This window comes from Bifidobacterium sp. ESL0775, from assembly GCF_029395475.1.
Classification (GTDB): Bacteria; Actinomycetota; Actinomycetes; order Actinomycetales; family Bifidobacteriaceae; genus Bifidobacterium.
The window spans coordinates 1,124,712-1,143,787 of the sequence record NZ_CP113917.1 but is presented as its reverse complement, the minus strand read 5'-3'; the positions used below and the strand labels follow the sequence as shown (position 1 = coordinate 1,143,787).

Below are 19,076 nucleotides of genomic sequence, written 5' to 3'. Positions count from 1 at the left end.
TTTTCTAATAAATTCTAATCATTTCAATGAAAGCTTGCTGTCAGCCAAGCTCGACGACCCCTACAGCCTTCTTGCCCCTGCGGATCAGCGCGTAGTGGTCGGCGAGGAAATCGTCGCCTTTCAGCTCCTGGTCCTGGTCCTCGACGCGCGCGTTGTTGACGTAGACGCCGCCGGACTTGATGGTCTTGCGCGCCTCGGAGATCGACTTGAACAGACCCGCGGAAACCGCCGCCTGGGCGATGCGCTCGCCGATGACCGCCTTGGCGAAGACCTTCTCGCCTTCCTCGTTCTCGATCTTGAGGCCGTCGATGGAGGAACGCAGCATGTCGGAGCTGATGGATTTCAAGTCCCCGCCGCGTCCGAACAGCGCCGAAGCCGCATCAAGCGCCTCCTGCGTGACCTTCTCGCCGTGCACGAAGCTGGTGACCTCCCAAGCCAGCGCCTTCTGCGCCTCGCGTGCACCGGGGTTGACCTCGGCCTCGTGGGCGAGCCGCTCGATCTCGGCCTTGGGCAGGAAGGTGAAGGCCTTCAGAAGCTTCAGCATCTCGCCATCGGGCTGGTTGTACCAGAACTGGTAGAACTTGTAGGGGCTCAGCATCGTCGGGTCAAGCCAGACGGCGTTGCCTTCGGACTTGCCGAATTTCTTGCCTTGGCTGTCGGTGATGATCGGGCTGGTGAAAACGTTGACGTTCTCGCCGCGCACCTTGCGAATCAGGTCGAGGCCGCTGGTGAGGTTGCCCCACTGGTCGGAGCCACCTAGTTCCAACGTGCAATCGTATTCATCGAAAAGATGGAGGAAATCGTTGCCCTGCAGGACCTGATAGCTGAACTCAGTGAAGGAGATGCCCTCGTCGCTCTTGAGCCGGCGCGCCACGGTGTCCTTGGCGAGCATGGTGCCCATGCGGAAGTTCTTGCCGACGTCGCGCAGGAAGTCGATGACCGACATCTGCGCGGTCCAGTCGTAGTTGGAGACAAAACGCACGGGATTATCGCCATCGGTCACCAGAATCGTGCCGATCTGCTTCTTGAGGCGCCGCGCCCAGCCTTCCACGACATCCTTGGGGTTTAACGTACGTTCGCCGCTTTGGCGGGGATCGCCGATAAGCCCGGTGGCACCGCCGACCAACGCGATGGGATGGTGGCCAGCCTCCTGCAGGTGGCGCATGTTGATCAACTGCACGAGATTGCCGATGTGCAGGGAGGCCGCAGTGGGGTCGAAACCGCAATAATAGGTGATCGGCCCGCCGTTGAGCGCTTTAGCGAGCTGATCCCGGTCCGTGGACTGGGAAATCAACCCGCGCCAGTTCAATTCATCGAAGAGGGAGTCGAATCCCGCTTCCTTGAAGTTGGTGACGTGAGCCATAACCTATTCCCCTATTCTTTTGTATCAAAACAACCAGAGCCGATGGCTCCATAACCAATCCATTTTCACAGATGATAGCGACACAACAACGTCACTTCGATTGTGGGATTTTCTAGATTCCACCCAACCGAATCATTCAATCCGTTAACTTTTGCAAAAGCGGAGTCACCAAACGGAATCAAAATCCTAAAGTGACAGAAACTTCAGGAAAACCGGACAATCACTGGACGACGAACTGTTGCACAAATGCGGGTCCGAGCTTGGCGATCACGCCGTCGACCATGTATTGGTAGCCCTGCGCGCTGGGATGGAAATGGTCCGGCGAGAAGAAATCCGGCGCGTCGGCATGCACGTTCTCGTGGATCATATCGACATAGGTGGCACCATGTTCGGCGCAGACTTCCTTGCTTACGGCAGCCTGCTCGTCCATCTCGCGCTCAAGTGCACGACGCAAAGCCTTGCCCAGCGAAGGCTCATGCTGCATCTGGCCGGGGCTCAAGACGACGATATGGTCGCTAAGCGGCTTGGCTTCGTCGAGCACGACGGAAAGATCGGCACGCCATTCGTCAAGCGTGCGGTTGGCCATGATGTCGTTGGAACCGGCGCACAGCAGGAGGATGTCGAACGTCTTGCCGGATTTGAGGACTTCAGGAAGCAGACGATAGCGTACACGACGCATCGTGGCACCCAGTTTTCCGTGCGCTTCCCAGCTGACATCGCGACGGAACTTATGCGCAAAACCTTCTGCGATGTCGGGAATCAACCCTTCCTGCTGGTTCTGCGTACCGCAGGCGGCAACCATGGAATCGCCGATGGCGCAGATGGTCAGCGGTTTGACATCGTTGGACATTGACTGGTCGAATTTTCGGACCCCGAACGGCTCACCTTCCGGCGGGTCCGCCAGATGAATCGTGTGCTTCGCCCACAATGCCTGAATGGTCGCTATCGGAGTTCCGATACCCAATGTCATACGGTCTCACGCCTTTCTGCAGTACCCGGCTTTCAGCATGCCATCGTACTCAAGGCGAGGTAAAAAACGGCAAATCAGCGCACTGCGTCTGGTTTTACGTATGCCGGGCCATCGCTAACGGAATCGGCAAACATTTGCGCCTTGACCGCGACTTGCTTGGCCTCGGCGATCTGCTCACGCACGCGGACGGGCGCGGTGCCGCCCTTGCCATTACGCTGGTCGACGGAACCTTCCACCGAAAGGACCTTGCGGACTTGCGGTGCGACATCGGCGGGTAGGAAATCCTTGAATACGGTGACGAAATCGTCATCGTTCAGATCCCAAAGCTCCACGCCGCGGCTTTCCGCCATTTGGACGCATGCGCCGGAAAGCTCGTGGGCGTGCCTGAACGGGACACCCTGTTTGACCAGCCATTCGGCGATGTCGGTGGCCAGGGCGAAACCGGTAGGCGCCTGCGCCTTGAGACGGTCGAGGTCAAAGACCATCGTGCGCACCATGCCGGCGAAGGCAGGCAGCAAGGTCTCAAGCGTGTCGACCTGATCGAACACCGCTTCCTTGTCTTCCTGCAAATCGCGAGCATAGGCCGTCGGCAGGCCCTTGAGCGTGGCCATAAGGCCGGTCAGATCGCCGATAAGCCTGCCGGACTTGCCGCGAGTGAGTTCCGCGATGTCCGGGTTCTTCTTCTGCGGCATGATCGAGGAACCGGTGGAATAGGCGTCGTCGAGACGCACGAAGGCGAATTCCTGCGTGTTCCAGATGATGATTTCTTCGGATAGGCGGCTCAGGTCAACACCGATCATGGCGGCGATGAACGAGAACTCGGCCACCAAATCACGGCTTGCGGTGCCGTCAATCGAATTGGCGGTGACGCGCGAGAATCCGAGCTCGTGAGCCACGGCTTCCGGGTCAAGCCCAAGTGTATTACCAGCCAACGCGCCGGAACCGTACGGGCTTTCATCCATGCGCTTGTCCCAATCGGCGAGCCTGTCGACATCGCGCAAGAGCGGCCAGACATGGGCCATCAGCTGATGCGCGAGCAGCACGGGCTGGGCATGCTGCATGTGCGTGCGCCCTGGCATCACGGCTTCCCCGGCCTTCTCGGCCTGACCAATCAGCGCATCGACCACACCGAGCACCAGACCGGCGACTGTGCGCGCATGACGACGCAGCCACATGCGGATGAGGCAGGCGATCTGGTCGTTGCGCGAACGCCCGGCGCGCAGCTTGCCGCCGAGTTCGTCCCCCGCGATCTCGAGCAGCCCACGTTCCAGCGCCGTGGCCTCGTCCTCGTCGTCTTCGACAGGAGCAAACTCCCCTGAATCCACAAGCTTCTGCAACTTGTTGAGCGCCTCTTCCATGCGTTTCAACTCATCGTCACTCAGCAGCCCGGCCTTGCCGAGCGCCCGAGCATGCGCCCGCGATCCCGCGATATCGTCATCGGCGAGCCGCCAATCAAACTGCGTCGATTTGGAGAGTCGCGCCAGCTCCGGAGACGGCCCAGACTTAAACCGTCCGCCCCACAGCGCCAAGTGCTCATTCCCGTTCTTTTCCTGCTCCGTCATCCTTCAAGTCCCTTCATTGCTTAACCAACAACGCTTTAAACATAACTGACTGTGCGGAGGTCTGGGGATATGCGTTGTTCCGGACGCTCCTTGGCCGCTCGGCCGTGTCTTACGCCGTAACAACGCATATCCCCAGACCTCAATGGGCTAATGAGCATTATCTATTACAAGACATAAGTCAAAAGAGACTCGGAGATATGCGATGTTCGGGCGTAGGCTTGGCCGAACGGCCTTGAGTGTCCCGAACATTGTATATCTCCGAGTCTCCCCATAGTCAGAATCCTTAAAGATAAGGATTCTTAAACAATGTTTTTAATAATGAATAAACAATCACTCGACGGAGTTGTCCGGGACTTCGATGCCGTTGCCGAATTTCACATCACGGGCGGCGGCGACCTTGTCGGGCAGGCCGTAAATCGAAATGAATCCGTTGGAGGCGTTCTGGTCGTATGTATCGCCGGAATCGTAGGTGGCGAGCTTGTAGTCGTAGAGCGAGGAATCGCTGCGACGGCCAGTGACCACGGCGCGGCCTCCGTGCATGACCATGCGGATCTCGCCGGAAACGTAGCGTTGCGTGTCTTCGATGAAGGCGTTGAGCGAACGGACCGCGGGCGAGAACCATTGGGCGTCGTAGACCAGTTCGGCCCAACGCTTGTCGATGTCGCGCTTGATGCGGTGCTGCTCGCGTTCGAGGCAGCAGTTCTCGAGCTCTTCATGTGCGGTGATGAGCGCCATGGCGCCTGGCGCTTCGTAGAGCTCGCGGGACTTGATGCCGACCAGGCGGTCTTCGATGAGATCGATGCGGCCAATGCCCTGGGCTCCGGCGCGGCGGTTCATTTCTTCGATGGCTTGCAGCGGGGTGACGTCCTTGCCGTCGATCTTCACGGGCACGCCCTGCTTGAATTCGATGACGACCTCATCCTCAACGGGCGGGAACGCGGGATCGTCGGTGTAGGTATAGCAGTCCTTGGTCGGGCCGTTCCACGGATCCTCGAGGAAACCGGTCTCGATGGCGCGTCCCCAGACGTTCTGGTCGATGGAATACGGGCTCTTCTCGGTCTGCGTGATGGGAAGCTTGTGGTCCTTGGCGAACTGGATCTCGACGTCACGAGTCAGCGAGAGGTCGCGAATCGGGCTGATGGCTTTCAAGTTCGGATCGATCGAGGCGATGGAGACCTCGAAACGCACCTGGTCGTTGCCTTTGCCGGTGCAGCCGTGCGAAATGGTGTCGGCGCCGAACTGGTGGGCGGCACGCACGAGATGCTTCGAAATCAGCGGACGGGAAATGGCGGAAACCAGAGGATAGACGCCTTCGTACTTGGCGTTAGCCTTGAGCGCCAGCATGCAGTATTCCTTGGCGAATTCCTCGCGGGCGTCGACGACGTAGGCTTCGACGGCACCGCAAGCCAACGCGCGCTGGCGGATGGTCTCGAGGCTTTCGCCGCCTTGGCCGACGTCGAGGGAGACGGCGACGACGTCCTTGCCGGTGCGCTCCTTCAGATACGGGATGGCCACGGAGGTGTCAAGACCTCCGGAATACGCGAGTACGATGCGGTTCTTATCGCTCATGATAGCCTTTCTTCAACGTTTTATACGTTTAATATACGTCACTTCGTATAAATATTCAATTCGATTTGTGTTTTGTCCGGATTTTGAGATTATTCAGCACATGAAATTACCCAGAAACCGTTCAAACCGACCAATTAAGCCAAAATCACGCTCTACTTACCTTTTGTTCGCCTTTGCGTTCTGCCCGCGCGAGACGATGTCGAGCAACCATTTCACCCGCCCAATCGCGGCGTCATCGTCGCTGCATACCAGCAGCACTGTGTCGTCGCCGGCGACCGTGCCGAGGATGTCCTCGATCGGCTGCTTGTCGATGACGCTGGCCATGTATTGCGCCGCGCCGGATGGCGTGTGCACGATGACCAGGTTGCGCGCCGCCGCGGCCGAGGTGATCAGCCCCGAAAGCCCGCGCGAAAGCTGCTGGTCGATTTTCTCGGCGGTCACGTCGTCATGTTCGGGCTCGACGCCCAGCGTATAGGCCATCTCGCCGCTTTTGAGCCTGGTCTTGACGGCCTTCATCTCGTCGAGGTCGCGGCTCAGCGTCGCCTGCGTGACCTCGATGCCACGATCTGCCAGAATCTGCGAAAGCTGGGCCTGCGAGGAGACCACGGAATTCGTCAGGATGTCCTGGATGACGCTCAGGCGCGCCGTCCTGTTCATCGGATGGCGCAGCTTCGACTCGCTTTGCGAATCGTTCATCTGCGAAGCATCAGAACCATCGTCTTGCGTGCCAATGCCGCCAATAATGCCGGAATCGTCCGTATCTGTCATTTGAGCAGGTCCTTGTCGTCTCGTTGTTGGCCGATCAGCCAGGTCAGCAGCGCCTTCTGGGCGTGCAGGCGGTTCTCGGCCTCGTCCCAGACCACCGATTGCGGCCCATCGATGACGCTGGCCGTGACTTCCTTGCCGCGGTAGGCGGGAAGGCAGTGCTGGAACATCGCGTCTGGCTTGGCAAGGCCCATGAGCTCGTCGTTGACTTGGTAGTCCCAGAACGGCTTGGAACGCACCGCGTATTCGCTTTCCTCGCCCATCGACACCCACGTGTCGGTGAAGATGCAATCGGCGTCGGCGACGGCCTCGCGCGGGTCGGTGGTGATCAGAATCGAGCCGCCGTTCTCGGCCGCTATACGTTCTGCGTCCGCGACGATCGTCGGGTCTGGAAGGAAGCCTTCCGGTCCGGAGACACGCACGTTCATGCCGGCTGTCGCGCCGCCGAGCAGGTAGGAGTTGGCCATGTTGTTGGCCGCGTCGCCGAGATAGGCGATGGTCATGCCTTTGAGGGCGTCGACTCCCCCGCGATGCTGCGCGATGGTGAGGAAATCGGCGAGGATCTGGCAGGGGTGGAACTGGTCGGTCAAGGCGTTGACAACGGGCACGGTGGCGTATTTCGCCATCGTCTCCACACGTTCCTGGCCGAAGGTGCGCCAGACGATGGCGCTGGTCATGCGAGTGAGCACGCGGGCTGTGTCGGCCACCGGCTCGCCGCGGCCAAGCTGGGAACCGGATTTGTCGATGACCAGCGGGTACCCGCCGAGTTCCGCGACGCCCACGGAGAAGCTGGAGCGCGTGCGGGTGCTGGGCTTGTCAAAGATCACCGCGACGCCCTGCGGCCCTTCGAAGGGACGGTGGTAGTAACGATCTTTCCAGAATTTCATGCCCAGTTCGAGTATTTCCTTTTGCTCGTCGTGGGTGACGTCATCATCGCGCAACATGTGCCGCAATTGACCTGCCATAGCGTCTCCTTTTACCGCGTTTGGCTATCCAAACGCATCAACTATCCAAAATATACCGCATAATCACCAAATATTCGCGTTCTATCCGCATATTGGTATATATACTTTCAGTCGTCCGGCAAATCCGCGGGGATTCGAGCCAAAATCGATATAGCTTCATCAACGTCGGCCTCGCTGACGATCAACGGCGGGGCGAGACGCAGGGCATCTGGCGCGACGGCGTTGACGATGAGTCCGTGGTCGAGCGCCCAGTTCATCGCGGCATGGGAGCACGGGTGCGCGAGTTGTATAGCGTTGAGCAGGCCGCGCCCGCGCACGGAGACGAACAGCGGGTTGCCGCAGGCCGTGATGCCGTCGCGCAGCTGCTTTCCACGTTCCTCGGCGTTGGCCAACAGCCCGTCCTCTTCGATGGTCTGCAGCGTCGCCAACCCGGCCGAAGTAGCGAGCGGGCCACCGGCGAAGGTCGAGCCGTGCAGTCCCGGCGAAAACAGCGAGGCCAAGGGCTTGCCGAACGCGATCATGCCGCCCATCGGGAACCCGCCGGCCACGCCTTTGGCGAAAGTGATGATGTCGGGGGTGATGCCGCCGGAAAGGTCCTCGCGCTGGAAGGCGAACCACTTGCCGGTGCGTCCGATGCCGGTCTGCACCTCGTCGAGGATCATCAATGCGTGATGCTCATCGCACAGCTCGCGCACGCCCTTGACGTACGCCGGGTCGAGCGGCCGCACGCCGGCCTCGCCCTGGATGAGTTCCATCATCACCGCGGCCACCGGGCCGGCGCCGCCGTGTCCCGTCCTATCGAACGCGGCGCGCATCGCCTGCAGGTCCCCGGCCTCGACGAACTCGACGGCTGGCAACAACGGATTGTACGGCTCGCGAATCGAGAGTTTCCAAGTGGCGCTCAGCGCTCCCATGGTGCGCCCGTGGAAGCCTTTGGTCAGTGCGATGATCCGCGCCGGTGCCCCGCCTTGCTCCGGGTCGCCGCCGGGCAACGTCTTGCCGTAAAGTTTCGCCATCTTCATGGCCGCCTCGTTGGCTTCGGCCCCCGAATTGCCGAAATAGACGCGCGACCCCTCGGGCGCTCCCGCGATCTCGAGCAGTTTCTCCGCCAGTTTGATTTGCGGCACGGAGGCGAAGTAGTTGCTGATATGCGCGACTTTCTGCGCCTGCTCACTTACGGCACGAACCCATTTGGGGTGCGCGTAGCCCAGCGAATTGACGGCGATGCCCGCGAGGAAATCCAGGTATTCATTGCCGTCCACGTCCCAGATGCGCGTGCCCTGGCCGTGGTCCATCACGCGCAGCGGAGTGCCGAAGGCGTGGGTGTGCACCTGCTCGTATTGTGCGATCCACTTATCGCTTTCGGGGCCAATCGGGGTCGAGACAAGGTTAGTTCCCTCGTCCAAGCCGTCTGACGCCGTTTTCTGTTGATTGTCGTTCTTCATTTTTCTGTGCTTTCTACGTTTATGTTCGTTCGTCCAGTGAGCCTTCACGCCTGCGCGTCTACCGGTTTCGTCGCAGTTTCATCCCGTCGCCCGGCACGACCATGGTGCCGATGCCGGCGCTGGTGAACACCTCGTTCAAGAGCGAATGTGGCTGGCGTCCGTCGATGATATGGGCCTGGGCCACCCCGCCGTCAAGCGCCCGCACGCAGGCGCGCATCTTCGGCACCATGCCGCTTTGCAGCTTCGGCAGCACTTCACGCAAGCGGTCGACACCGATGGAGCTGATGAGCGAGTTCTTGTCAGGCCAATCGGCATAAAGGCCGTCCACGTCGGTCAGAATGACCAGCTTGCGGGCATGCAGCGCGACCGCAAGTGCGGCAGCGGCGGAATCAGCATTGACGTTGAACACTTGGGTCGGGTCGTCGGCATTGGGCGCAATCGAGGAGACCACGGGGATCCGGTCCTGTGCGATGAGGTTTTCCACCGCCGAAGGGTTGACTTCGGTGACTTCGCCCACCAACCCGATGTCGGTTTCCACCCCGTCGATGACCGGACGATAACGCTTGGCTCCGAACAGTGAACCGTCCTCGCCGGAAAGCCCGACCGCGTGCGGGCCATGGGCGTTGATGAGACCAATGAGCTCACGCGAGACGGAACCGGTGAGAATCATGCGAACGACTTTCATGATCTCGGGCGTGGTGACGCGCAAGCCAGCCTTGAACTCGGAATGAATGCCCAGGTCTTTGAGCATGCTGGAAATCTGCGGCCCACCGCCATGCACGACGATGGGGTGCATGCCGACCTGCCGCAGGAAAACCATGTCCTGGGCGAAGCAGCGTTTGAGATGCTCGTCGACCATCGCGTTGCCACCGTATTTGATGACGATGCGTTGCCCGGCGAATTCCTCGAGCCACGGCAGCGCCTCGATAAGCACCTCGGCCTTCTGCTCGTCCTTCAAGTCGTTATGCACGTCGAAGGTGTCGTCCGCATCCGTCACGGTTTGAGAGGTCGGCTTCTCGTTACTTGTCATTGGTGTCCTTCATTGCCTGTTTCAGTCGCATTATCATAATCGGATAACCCAGGTGGATGATTATATGCATTCACCTGGGAAAATCTTTTACATCTGTCAGGATTCGTAGTCGGCGTTGATGTGCACGTACTCGTGGGTGAGGTCGTCCGTCCATACCGTGGCGCTTTCCGCGCCGTAGTTGAGGTCGATGTCGATGTCGACCTCGCGTTCGTCCATCTTGACCTCGGAGCGGTCGACGCCCGCGCCGCCGTGCTCACAGACGCGTACGCCATTGATGTCAACAGTGACGTCCTGCGAATCGTAGGCGGCAACGTCCACCGGAACCGTACCCAGGGAACTGACGATGCGCCCCCAGTTGGGGTCGTTGCCGTAAATCGCGCATTTGAGAAGATTCGATCCGGCCACCGCTCGGGCGCAGGCCAGCGCCGCGTCCTCGCTTTCCGCCCCGTTCACCGTCACCTTGATGTCATGGCTGGAGCCCTCGCCGTCGCCGACGATCTGTCGGGCCAGACTGGAGCACGCCTGATGAACCAAATCAGCGAATTCTTGCGAATCGGGAGTGACACCGGAAGCGCCGGAAGCGAGCAGCAGCACCGTGTCGTTGGTGGACATGCAGCCGTCCACGTCGATGCGGTTGAACGACTTGTCGGTGGCGGACGCCAACACCTCCTGCAGCTGCGAGGAATCCACCACAGCGTCGGTGGTGATGACGCAAAGCATCGTGGCCAGCTGCGGGGCGATCATCCCCGAGCCTTTGACCATGCCGCCCACGCGATAGCCGGAGCCCTGCAGTTTCACGGTTTTCGGCTTGGTGTCCGTGGTCATGATGGCCGTCGCCGCATCGACTCCGGCCTCGGCATCGTCGCTCAAGGCCGAAGCCGCCTTGCCGATGCCGTCCAGCACGTTATCCAAAGGTAATAACTCCCCGATCAGGCCCGTCGAGCAAACCGCGATGTCGTCCACGGCGATCGCATGTCCCTCTCCAAGTACCTCGGCGACCTTGGCCGCGCTTGCCTTGCTCTGCGCAAGCCCCTCCTCGCCGGTGCAGGCGTTGGCCCCGCCGGAGTTGAGCACGACCGCCTTGATGTGCCCGTCGGCCACGGCCTTGCGCGACCACTGCACAGGCGCCGCGCAGAAACGGTTGGAGGTGAACACCCCGGCCGCGGCGTCAAGCGGCCCGTTGTTAACCACCAGTGCCAGGTCGCTTTTCGCCTTGTTGGCCGAGATTCCGGCGTTGACGCCGGCGGCCGAGAAACCTTGTGCAAATGTCACGCTCATGGCGCCACCCCTATCGTTGTCAGTCCTTGGTCCTCAGGAAGCCCGAGCGCGATGTTCAGCGATTGCACCGCCTGCCCGGCCGTTCCACGGTTCAGATTGTCGATGGCCGCGAAGCCATACAGACGCCCGGAATGTCGGTCGACCGCCACCTGCACCTCGGCCGCGTTGGAACCCAGCACGTTGGCCGTCGCGGGCATCTCGCCCTCATCCAGCAATTGGATGAACCGCTGGCCCTGATAGGCCTTGCTCCACGCCGCGCGGATATCCGCGTCGTTCAACGCCGCGCCTTTGTCGCTTAATTTGGCCGAGACCACGGCGAGGATGCCACGGGCCATGGGCACCAACACCGGCGTGAAACCGACCTTGATGCCCTTCGCCAATTCGCTTGGCTCGCCTGACCCTTGCGACTGGTCATTTTCATCACCAGCCTTGGCGTCGAATCGAGGAACATGGCCGTCAGCCCCGGCACAGGCCGCATGCGCGAGATTCTGCACGATTTCGGGGATATGCCGATGCACTCCGCCCACGGAATACGGCGTCGCCGACCCCATCGCCTCAGCCGCCAGCAGGTTGGTCCGTTTGAGGTTCTTGCCCGCCCCGGAATATCCAACCGCCAGATCGGCCACGATGTCGTCGGTCTCCACCAGCCCTTCTGCCAACGCTGGCTGGAAAGCCAACGTCACCGCCGTCACGTTGCAACCAGGACCCGCGATGAACTTGGCGTTCGAATTGCTCGCATCCATTCCCGTCAAAAGCGGATCTGCCGTGTCGTCATTGCCGCCACCATCAACGGCACTTTGATCATCGCCAATAAGCTTTCCGCGTTGGCGTACATAATCGCCTTCAGCGTTTTTGCCGATAATGAGCTCGGGCATGCCGTAAACCCAAGGCTGATGGAACTCGCCGCCATAGTATTGCGCCCACGCGTCGCTGGATTCCAAACGGTGATCAGCGCCCAGATCGACGATCGCACGATTCGCATGCGACTTCTCGGCCAGCGCTCCAGACACGCCATGCGGCAACGCCAGCACGATGACGTCGTGCCCGTTAAGCGCCTCTGGCGTGGTCGGCTCGATGACCATGTCCTTGAGCGCCGGAATATGCGGCATGTGCTTGCCGAGCTTGTCCCCCGCCGAGGAATCCCCGGTCACCGTGGTGACCTCGAACGCCGGATGCGCCGCCAATATCCGCAGCATCTCGCCCCCGGCGTACCCGCTGGCTCCAGCCACCGCCACCGTCAACTTCTCCATGGCATCCCCTTCCTAAAAGTTGATGCCTACATTACATATATTCACAACTCTGCATACTTATGCATCCACATAGTGGACAGTTTTTAAGTAGAGACTTTTTATCAGAGACTAAGAATCCACAATGATTGCTTTTGTCTTCTTCCTGTTTTCAGACTGATTTCGTTCAGATTTGTAGACAATCATCAGAAAATGCGACACGCCGTAGCACCAGTTTGTGGGACGCATTTCATATGGCCATCTCTTGCGACATCAAAACTTCTACGTACCATATCAAAATACTTGGCATTGTCGGGTTGCAAACCTTTTAAGCGTGTTCACAAAACCATCACGTGACGCGGTTTCCACGCGCTTGCGGACGGTTGTTTTTGTACCGGAAAGCCGTTAAGGTGTGGATTCATCGGAACGGCGGAGCCATACGACAATGTATTACATCGCCGGCGTTCGATTTAATTTGAAAAAGGTCGGTGTTCAATATGGGTGTCATCCGCGCGTTGGTCTCGGTGCTGGTTTGTATTGCAACGATGTCAACACTAACCCCCCCGCAATTCTAGTCTAAACGAAGCTTTCCCATCACTTCCCGACACCACCCAATCCCAATCCCCATCTTCATCCCGTAGAACTTCCCGGTTTTCTTTTCCTTCTAAGCCTTCCGGTTCCGCACGTCTTTCCAACCCATCTCGGCCCACATCCTCTCCCAAATCTTCCGGATTCTCTCAAGCAACGCCTTTCAGCGGCACTTCCGCTTCTTCCCCCACCCATTCCGTCTCGCACACCGTCGAAGGCCAGAACCAAACCCCTTCAGAGGAACCGTCTCTGTCGACGCGTGACGAGCCGTCCGTGGGACCGCAGGCATCGTGCACGTCCAGAACCGGCTCGTGGGGAACGGCCTCATGGACGCTGGATGCCGATTGCACGCTGACCATCAACGGCGGCGACACGGGAAGCCTGTCCAGCGCCACCGTCTTCGGCAGCTACGGCACAACCGGCACGGTGGCCCATGACACAGTCGACATCCTCATCAAGGGCGACCTGACCATGCGCGCCAACGCCGCGTTCTGGATGTGGCCGTCCCTCACCCGTTTCCGCATGGCCCCTGGCGCCCGGTTCGCGCCCACCGGCGACGGCGGCAACGCCATGTTCTACTCCGATACCCAGCTCACCTCCGTCGACACCCAAGGATGGGACGTCAGCCAATCCAATCAGTTGAGCGGCATGTTCACCAGCTGCACCAGCCTCACCAGCATCAGCATGAAGAACCTCAACGCGACTGCCACCGGCGACTTCTCCGGCATGTTCTACAACTGCACCAGCCTCACCAAGGTCGACATGACCGGTTTGGCCACCGGCGACAACAAGATCAGCAACGCCAGCAGCATGTTCAAGGGCGACACCGCCCTCACCACGGTCATCCTGCCCAACCTTCATCTCGCTTCCGGCGCCTACCTGTCCGAGATGTTCAAGAGCTGCACCAGCTTGGCCACCCTTGACATGCATGGCTGGCAGGCCCAAGGTAGCGTGACAGGACTCAACGCCCATATAGAGTATTTTGGATTTACGGGTGTGTATGTGTCAGGTCTTCTTCATGACTGCACCGCGCTGGCCACCGTCGACGCACACGGCATGAGGTTCGCCTTCGCCAACAACTGGCTTGAGGCTTTCCGGGAGGCGCCCAATATCGCCTTCCTTAATCTCGCCGGACTCGCCTATGTCCCCAACGACCTGTCAGGCACCGTCGTAACAGGCGTGTCATCCTCCATCCATTATGCCAGCCTTCTAGCGCAGTGGACCACTCTGAAGAGCATTGATGTGTCGGGCTGGGACACCAGCCACCTCACCAGCATGAACGGCATGTTCACCAGCGACCCAAACCTCACCAGCATCATCGGGTTGAAGGACTGGGACACAACCGGCGTCACCAGCATGAACAGCATGTTCAGCCAGGACACGAGCCTGACGAGCGTGGACGTATCCCATTTCGACACCAGCCACGTCACCACCATGAGGAGCATGTTCCAGGATTGCCACAGCCTCGCCAGCGTGGACGCATCCCATTTCGACACCAGCCACGTCACCAACACGGGATACATGTTTCAGGGCTGCCACAGCCTCGTGGACATCGACGTCACCGGATTCGACACCCGACAGGTCACCTTCTTCGGCTGGATGTTCGCCGACTGCCCCAACCTCACCGTTTTGAACCCGTCCGGCTTCGACATCACCCACACCAATTTCCTGTCCTGGATGTTCGACGGCGACACCAACCTCAGGATCCTGGACCTGAGCGGCTGGGACACCAGCCAACTCCTCAACTTCGGCACCAGCAACCTGCTGCCATCCGGCCTGCGCATGCTCGCCCTCGGACCCAACACCAAACTCCAGAACCAGACCATTGTCAACAGCGGAGGAACCTACCCCAACTCCTTCGCCGCCGTGGACCAGAGTATCCAGTGGGATAGGATGGCTGGTTTCCAGCCGCACGCCGCGTTCCAGGAGCACATCGGCACCACACCCGACATGGCCGCGCGCGCCGCCAGCGCGAACCCGGCGGGCTATTACACCGACCGCGACTACAAGGGCGCCACCGTGGTGGCCGACGCCAACGGGGGCGCCGGCTGGAGCATCCAGGACTACGACACCACCAGCAGCCCCGCCACCCTGTCCGCACCGGAGGCCGGCGTGCTCACCGGCCACAAGCCCCACAGCGTCTTCACCGGATGGAACACGAAACGCGACGGCACCGGCACCCCCTACCAGCCCGGACAGGCCATCGACCAGATCGGCATCGGCGAGTACTTCCCCCACGGCGTCATCACCCTCTACGCCCAATGGGGCACCGTCCAAGCCTCCACCACCAACCCCGCCATCACCTACCACCACACGGGCGACACCATCCAGGTCACCGGGACGGCCGCGGGCGACGGGTCGGCCACCGCCTGCCTCAACCCCACCACCTGCCAGACCACAACCACCACCGCCGGCGGCGCGTGGACAATCGGCTTCCCCACGGGCACATTCACCGGCCTGTACCCGATCGGCACTGTTTACACGGTGACGGTGAACGCGCAGGCCCACGACCCCACCACCAACACCACCGTCACCGGACCCGACACCACCCTCACCGGCACCCTCCCATGGACCACCACCACCCTGAGCAAGGACGGCGCCACCGGCAGCGTCCCCACCGTGCCCAACGCGCTCACCGACACCGGCGACAACAAGGCCTACCCCAGCCTGCCCAGGCTCGCCGCGACGGGCGGCATCAGCGTGGCCGGCGGCTACCTCACCGGCTGGAACCACCAGACAGGACAGTCCACAGCTGAATACACCACACCCGGAGCGACCGCCATCCCCACCACGGACGGCACCACCGACAGCAACGGGCACACCAGTGTCACCCTCCACCCCGTATGGAACATCCTCAACGCCCCCACCGGCGCCGGCCGGCGCTCCCCGGCCGACAACGGCGTCAGGTTCACCGCCACCGGCCAGCCATGGACCAACACCGACACCATCACCCTATGCGTCAAACCACACACCCAACCCGCCTACACCGACTGCACCACGCCAACCACCACCAGCGGGTGGACCAACGGCGACTACACCATCAACAAGGACTACACCAGCACACAACTGCCCCAAGGCGGACAATACGACATCAAGACCACCCTGACCACACCCGGCACCACCGACACCTGGCGCGGCGACGGCACCACCCAAACCGGCACCCTCACCAAATCAGCCGAAACGACGGTGCGCATCAGCAACGCCTACCAGAGCAGCCTGCCGATGACCGGCGGACGACCCCAACGCCTCGCCACGCTCCTCGCTACCGGGCTCGCCCTGGCCCTCCTCCTGCTCGCCGCCGCCAACCGGCTGCGCCACCAACGCCAGGCCAAAGCCCGCCACAGCAGGTGAGCACCCCGTATGGCCCGATCCCAAGACCACAACACACAACCAAGCGGAGACATGTTACAAAACCAAGCCAGACCAAAGCCGATGACACCAGCCGGCCAGACGTCCCAAACAACAACCAGAAGCAGACCAGACCCACGGCCACAACACCGGTTGTTCCCACGGTACGGAACGCTCGAGGACCACAAAACCACAACCCGACGTCCCGTGGCCTGAATAATCAAAGACTTCCCGCCAAGCCAACCAACACCCCGGCCCGGCGGGAACCCAACCGGGTGCCGGCACGGCAACCAAACCCAAACCAACCACCGCGCCGACACCCACTCTCAACGCACTGGGTCCCATTCCAACCAAAGGAATGGGACCCAGTGTCATGAATCATATACGAATCAGCTACGCACCAACCAAATCACTGCCAATAACATCAAACTCAAGAAAAAAACTGTCTGTGATCCACATCATCCATGATTTGAAACATGCAGGATATTCCGCTAGCATTGATACCAGCGAGTGGGGAGAGTCCCACAATCGCAATCAAGATGCCAACCCGAACAAGGTTGGCATCTTTGTTTATGCTGCAGCCTGATGGACTAGAACGCTAGCGGCGGCACTGAAAACGCACTGAAAAAGACAGGCTACTCACCAGTGTCCTTTCCCTTGATCTTCTTCAAAGTTACTGGCAGGCTTCCCTCTATCGTTCCAAGCCCCATCAAACGAAGCTGGGTAAGCGCGGAAGTCCTCATGTAAGGCCACATCTGCCTCACGGCCTCTTCAAGTGAAGTCTCAGCATTGAAAACGACCGCATAAACGACCGTTACTGTGGCATCAAAGAACTGGCCTAAAGTCGTTTGCTTTTTCTCGTCAGCAACCGATTTTATGTCCACATCCACCCTTAACGCGAATCGTTCTATATGTTTCTTATCAGTATTGCCCTGAGGGTCGTACGATAGTTTGACACTTGAAGCTAGCCTGCTGTCGTCATCCGCCGTCTGTTTGCGTATTACTCCGCTCGACTCTATAAGCGATATGGTCTTGATTTCGGCATCTTCCATCGGCATCTCATATTCTCGTTAGGGGAAGGAAATCCTGAGAGGACACCGAACTATCCATGCTGGGCATTTTGGACGTCCCTTCCCAGGAATACGGCAAAGCCTTCATCGTGGGTGCTTGCGAATCAGTCGCTTCCGAATGAATCACAGTCATAATGGCCAAGGCATATTCACGAATCTCCGAAGCCCTCGGATCATAATCATATTTCTCAAACTCTGATATGTCCTCTTCACTCCGTCCAAGGAATTCAGACATCTCCTTGAGATTGCAGAATTTTCTTCTACGGGACACGAGCTCGTGTTTCAAATCAAGGTAATCACCATAGTTCAAAGCGGCGATCTCATCGAATTCGCCGCCACTGTGCTGGTCGTATACGGTCATTTTCGTTCCTCCGAAACAGGCGTGATGCAATACCGGCAATGCCTGTCTTCATGCCCCCAACGTTGGGGCTTGTATTCAGTATAACGCTCTTGCGCCAGCCGCATTTCATTGTCTTGCAAACGGTTGGTCTCCGCGTCCGTTCGGGCTATCTTCTTGGAATGGATACGCAAGGCGACAAAATCGGGAGCGCCGTCTTGTTCGGAATAGTAAATACGATATTTTTGATCGCGTATGTTCAGCCTCAACTCCCAGATATCCGGCTGACTTCTACAAGGAGACACAGGACTTTTGCCTCGGGCGTTTTCGGAATAATCTAATTTTCCCATGCAAGCCTTACTCATCAGAATCCGCAACTCTCCTTTGAAGCGATTCTGCACAGCCATCGGCATGGGAATCATCAACGCACTTGCTTCCTCATCAAGGAAGCAGCCGTTGGCGTGGGTGCACTTATGAAACACTCTCGGCCGATCAGATGGGGTAAAGCACATTGAATCTTTATCAGACCGTTTGTTCACTGCTCCATCACCACCCTACGAGATTAAGACACCATCTGCTACATAAACAATGTTACTGGAAAAGAGGACAGACAAACTGCCGAACCGATCTAGCGGAGTTGCCGCTCAGGTACTGACGGGGCCATCGCCGCCGCCGGTGGAGCCGCCGGACGTGTATTGGTTCAGCATCTGCTGCATCCAGTCGTTCAGGTTGACGCCCTTGGAGATCAGCCACAGCTCGAAGAGGGTGGCGATGACGCCAAGGACCATGCACACGGTGGCCGTCCAGAAGCCCTTCATGTGGTACTTCTTCGTGCGCCACATCGAGATCGCGCCGGTGATGATGGGCAGGAACGTCATGGGGAAGAACAGGAGGATGATCGAGACGATGGCCATCGGGTCCCAGTGGCCCTTGAGCGGGTTCTGGGCCGGGTCGTTCATGTCGATGCCGTTGTGGTAATCGGGCTGGTAGCCGGGTGTACCAGGGCCGTCGGGCGCCATGCCCTGCCCGTTGTTGTAGGGCTGGCCGTATGGATAGTTCTGGTTGTTGCCGTAGCCGTTGCCGGGCATCTGGCCGAATCCGCCGTTGGGCATGTTGTTCTGGCCGTTCTGGTTGCCCTGGTACTGGCCCATCCCGTTGCCGTTGCCGACGAACTGGTTGTCTTGGCCGTTGCGGGCGTGGCGTGGTTGGTTGCCGTTGTTATTGTTCTGTTGCTGCGTCTGGTCCGGCTTGCCGTAGACATACGGATTGTAGTTGGCCGGGAACTGGCTGGCCATCGCGCCATACTCCGGAACCTTGATCTGCCCATATTCCGGCTGCTTGATGGCAGGCTGGAGTTGGGTCTGCGACTGGGGCTGGTCTTGGCGGGCACTGTTGACGTTACCTTCACCCGAAGGGCTTGTACCTACGTCATTGCGCGGCATCTGGCTTGGATCTTGCCCGACTTGCTGCGGGGCATTGGGCGACGAGGCGTTGCCGTTCTGCTCCGAGCTGTCAAACGGGTTCTGCGATTCGTTCATCGTGCACTTTCCATGTAAGGAC

General features: G+C 59.5%; 15 protein-coding genes. 1 reads left to right on the top strand and 14 read right to left on the bottom strand.

Translation table 11 applies throughout. The features are described 5' to 3' along the window. Positions 1 to 40 precede the first annotated feature (40 nt). From tyrS to OZX73_RS03985, 10 genes are all read right to left on the bottom strand, one after another. Positions 41 to 1,363, bottom strand: a complete 1,323-nt coding sequence (gene tyrS, locus OZX73_RS04030) for a tyrosine--tRNA ligase (RefSeq protein ID WP_277147778.1) — start codon at positions 1,361 to 1,363, stop codon at positions 41 to 43. A gap of 220 nt (positions 1,364 to 1,583) precedes the next feature. Continuing rightward, the gene (locus OZX73_RS04025; protein WP_277147776.1) at positions 1,584 to 2,333 is read right to left on the bottom strand and encodes a GDSL-type esterase/lipase family protein; all 750 of its coding nucleotides are present in this window, start codon (positions 2,331 to 2,333) and stop codon (positions 1,584 to 1,586) included. Positions 2,334 to 2,407: 74 nt separating this feature from the next. Continuing rightward, complete coding sequence (gene argH / locus OZX73_RS04020; RefSeq protein ID WP_277147774.1) at positions 2,408 to 3,895, bottom strand: argininosuccinate lyase; 1,488 nt, start codon at positions 3,893 to 3,895, stop codon at positions 2,408 to 2,410. Between the two features lie 330 nt (positions 3,896 to 4,225). Then, on the bottom strand, positions 4,226 to 5,464 hold the full coding sequence (locus OZX73_RS04015) for an argininosuccinate synthase (protein ID WP_277147772.1): 1,239 nt from the start codon (positions 5,462 to 5,464) through the stop codon (positions 4,226 to 4,228). Between the two features lie 156 nt (positions 5,465 to 5,620). Next, positions 5,621 to 6,160 (bottom strand): arginine repressor, encoded by a 540-nt coding sequence (argR, locus tag OZX73_RS04010; RefSeq protein ID WP_277150921.1) that lies wholly within the window; start codon positions 6,158 to 6,160, stop codon positions 5,621 to 5,623. 68 nt (positions 6,161 to 6,228) lie between these two features. Further along, positions 6,229 to 7,194 carry an ornithine carbamoyltransferase gene (argF, locus tag OZX73_RS04005; RefSeq protein WP_277147770.1) on the bottom strand — a complete coding sequence of 322 codons (966 nt, stop codon included), beginning with the start codon at positions 7,192 to 7,194 and terminating at the stop codon, positions 6,229 to 6,231. Between the two features lie 107 nt (positions 7,195 to 7,301). Then, the gene (locus tag OZX73_RS04000; protein WP_277147768.1) at positions 7,302 to 8,639 is read right to left on the bottom strand and encodes an acetylornithine transaminase; all 1,338 of its coding nucleotides are present in this window, start codon (positions 8,637 to 8,639) and stop codon (positions 7,302 to 7,304) included. Between the two features lie 58 nt (positions 8,640 to 8,697). Beyond that, entirely contained in the window at positions 8,698 to 9,669 is a 972-nt protein-coding gene (argB, locus tag OZX73_RS03995; protein WP_277147766.1) for an acetylglutamate kinase, read from the bottom strand. A 96-nt stretch (positions 9,670 to 9,765) separates the two neighbouring features. Further along, positions 9,766 to 10,947 carry a bifunctional glutamate N-acetyltransferase/amino-acid acetyltransferase ArgJ gene (argJ, locus tag OZX73_RS03990; protein WP_277147764.1) on the bottom strand — a complete coding sequence of 394 codons (1,182 nt, stop codon included), beginning with the start codon at positions 10,945 to 10,947 and terminating at the stop codon, positions 9,766 to 9,768. Then, positions 10,944 to 12,197: an Asd/ArgC dimerization domain-containing protein gene (locus OZX73_RS03985; RefSeq protein WP_277147762.1), complete on the bottom strand. Its 1,254-nt coding sequence runs from the start codon at positions 12,195 to 12,197 to the stop codon at positions 10,944 to 10,946. The genes argJ and OZX73_RS03985 overlap by 4 nt, the downstream gene beginning before the upstream one ends. An 837-nt stretch (positions 12,198 to 13,034) precedes the next feature. Between OZX73_RS03985 and OZX73_RS03980 the strand changes: the two genes are divergently transcribed. Beyond that, entirely contained in the window at positions 13,035 to 16,112 is a 3,078-nt protein-coding gene (locus tag OZX73_RS03980; protein ID WP_277147760.1) for a BspA family leucine-rich repeat surface protein, read from the top strand. A 632-nt stretch (positions 16,113 to 16,744) separates the two neighbouring features. Here the strand turns inward: OZX73_RS03980 and OZX73_RS03975 are convergent. The 4 genes from OZX73_RS03975 to OZX73_RS03960 form a co-directional block, all read right to left on the bottom strand. Continuing rightward, positions 16,745 to 17,161 carry a hypothetical protein gene (locus tag OZX73_RS03975; RefSeq protein WP_277150854.1) on the bottom strand — a complete coding sequence of 139 codons (417 nt, stop codon included), beginning with the start codon at positions 17,159 to 17,161 and terminating at the stop codon, positions 16,745 to 16,747. Between the two features lie 7 nt (positions 17,162 to 17,168). Continuing rightward, a complete protein-coding gene (locus OZX73_RS03970; protein WP_277150853.1) occupies positions 17,169 to 17,540 on the bottom strand; it encodes a hypothetical protein in 372 nt (123 codons plus the stop codon). Beyond that, a complete protein-coding gene (locus OZX73_RS03965; protein WP_277150852.1) occupies positions 17,537 to 18,055 on the bottom strand; it encodes a hypothetical protein in 519 nt (172 codons plus the stop codon). Before OZX73_RS03965 ends, OZX73_RS03970 begins: the two co-directional genes overlap by 4 nt. Before the next feature lie 105 nt (positions 18,056 to 18,160). Further along, the gene (locus OZX73_RS03960; RefSeq protein ID WP_277150851.1) at positions 18,161 to 19,054 is read right to left on the bottom strand and encodes a hypothetical protein; all 894 of its coding nucleotides are present in this window, start codon (positions 19,052 to 19,054) and stop codon (positions 18,161 to 18,163) included. Between the last annotated feature and the right edge of the window lie 22 nt (positions 19,055 to 19,076).

Bases quoted from the DNA above. Each gene is read 5' to 3' on its own strand.
- OZX73_RS03975 (WP_277150854.1), bottom strand. From the start codon at position 17,161: ATGGAAGATGCCGAAATCAAGACCATATCGCTTATAGAGTCGAGCGGA.
- OZX73_RS03985 (WP_277147762.1), bottom strand. From the start codon at position 12,197: ATGGAGAAGTTGACGGTGGCGGTGGCTGGAGCCAGCGGGTACGCCGGG.
- OZX73_RS04015 (WP_277147772.1), bottom strand. From the start codon at position 5,464: ATGAGCGATAAGAACCGCATCGTACTCGCGTATTCCGGAGGTCTTGAC.
- OZX73_RS03960 (WP_277150851.1), bottom strand. From the start codon at position 19,054: ATGAACGAATCGCAGAACCCGTTTGACAGCTCGGAGCAGAACGGCAAC.
- OZX73_RS03970 (WP_277150853.1), bottom strand. From the start codon at position 17,540: ATGACCGTATACGACCAGCACAGTGGCGGCGAATTCGATGAGATCGCC.
- OZX73_RS04025 (WP_277147776.1), bottom strand. From the start codon at position 2,333: ATGACATTGGGTATCGGAACTCCGATAGCGACCATTCAGGCATTGTGG.
- argF (WP_277147770.1), bottom strand. From the start codon at position 7,194: ATGGCAGGTCAATTGCGGCACATGTTGCGCGATGATGACGTCACCCAC.
- OZX73_RS04000 (WP_277147768.1), bottom strand. From the start codon at position 8,639: ATGAAGAACGACAATCAACAGAAAACGGCGTCAGACGGCTTGGACGAG.
- argH (WP_277147774.1), bottom strand. From the start codon at position 3,895: ATGACGGAGCAGGAAAAGAACGGGAATGAGCACTTGGCGCTGTGGGGC.
- argB (WP_277147766.1), bottom strand. From the start codon at position 9,669: ATGACAAGTAACGAGAAGCCGACCTCTCAAACCGTGACGGATGCGGAC.
- argJ (WP_277147764.1), bottom strand. From the start codon at position 10,947: ATGAGCGTGACATTTGCACAAGGTTTCTCGGCCGCCGGCGTCAACGCC.
- argR (WP_277150921.1), bottom strand. From the start codon at position 6,160: ATGAACGATTCGCAAAGCGAGTCGAAGCTGCGCCATCCGATGAACAGG.
- tyrS (WP_277147778.1), bottom strand. From the start codon at position 1,363: ATGGCTCACGTCACCAACTTCAAGGAAGCGGGATTCGACTCCCTCTTC.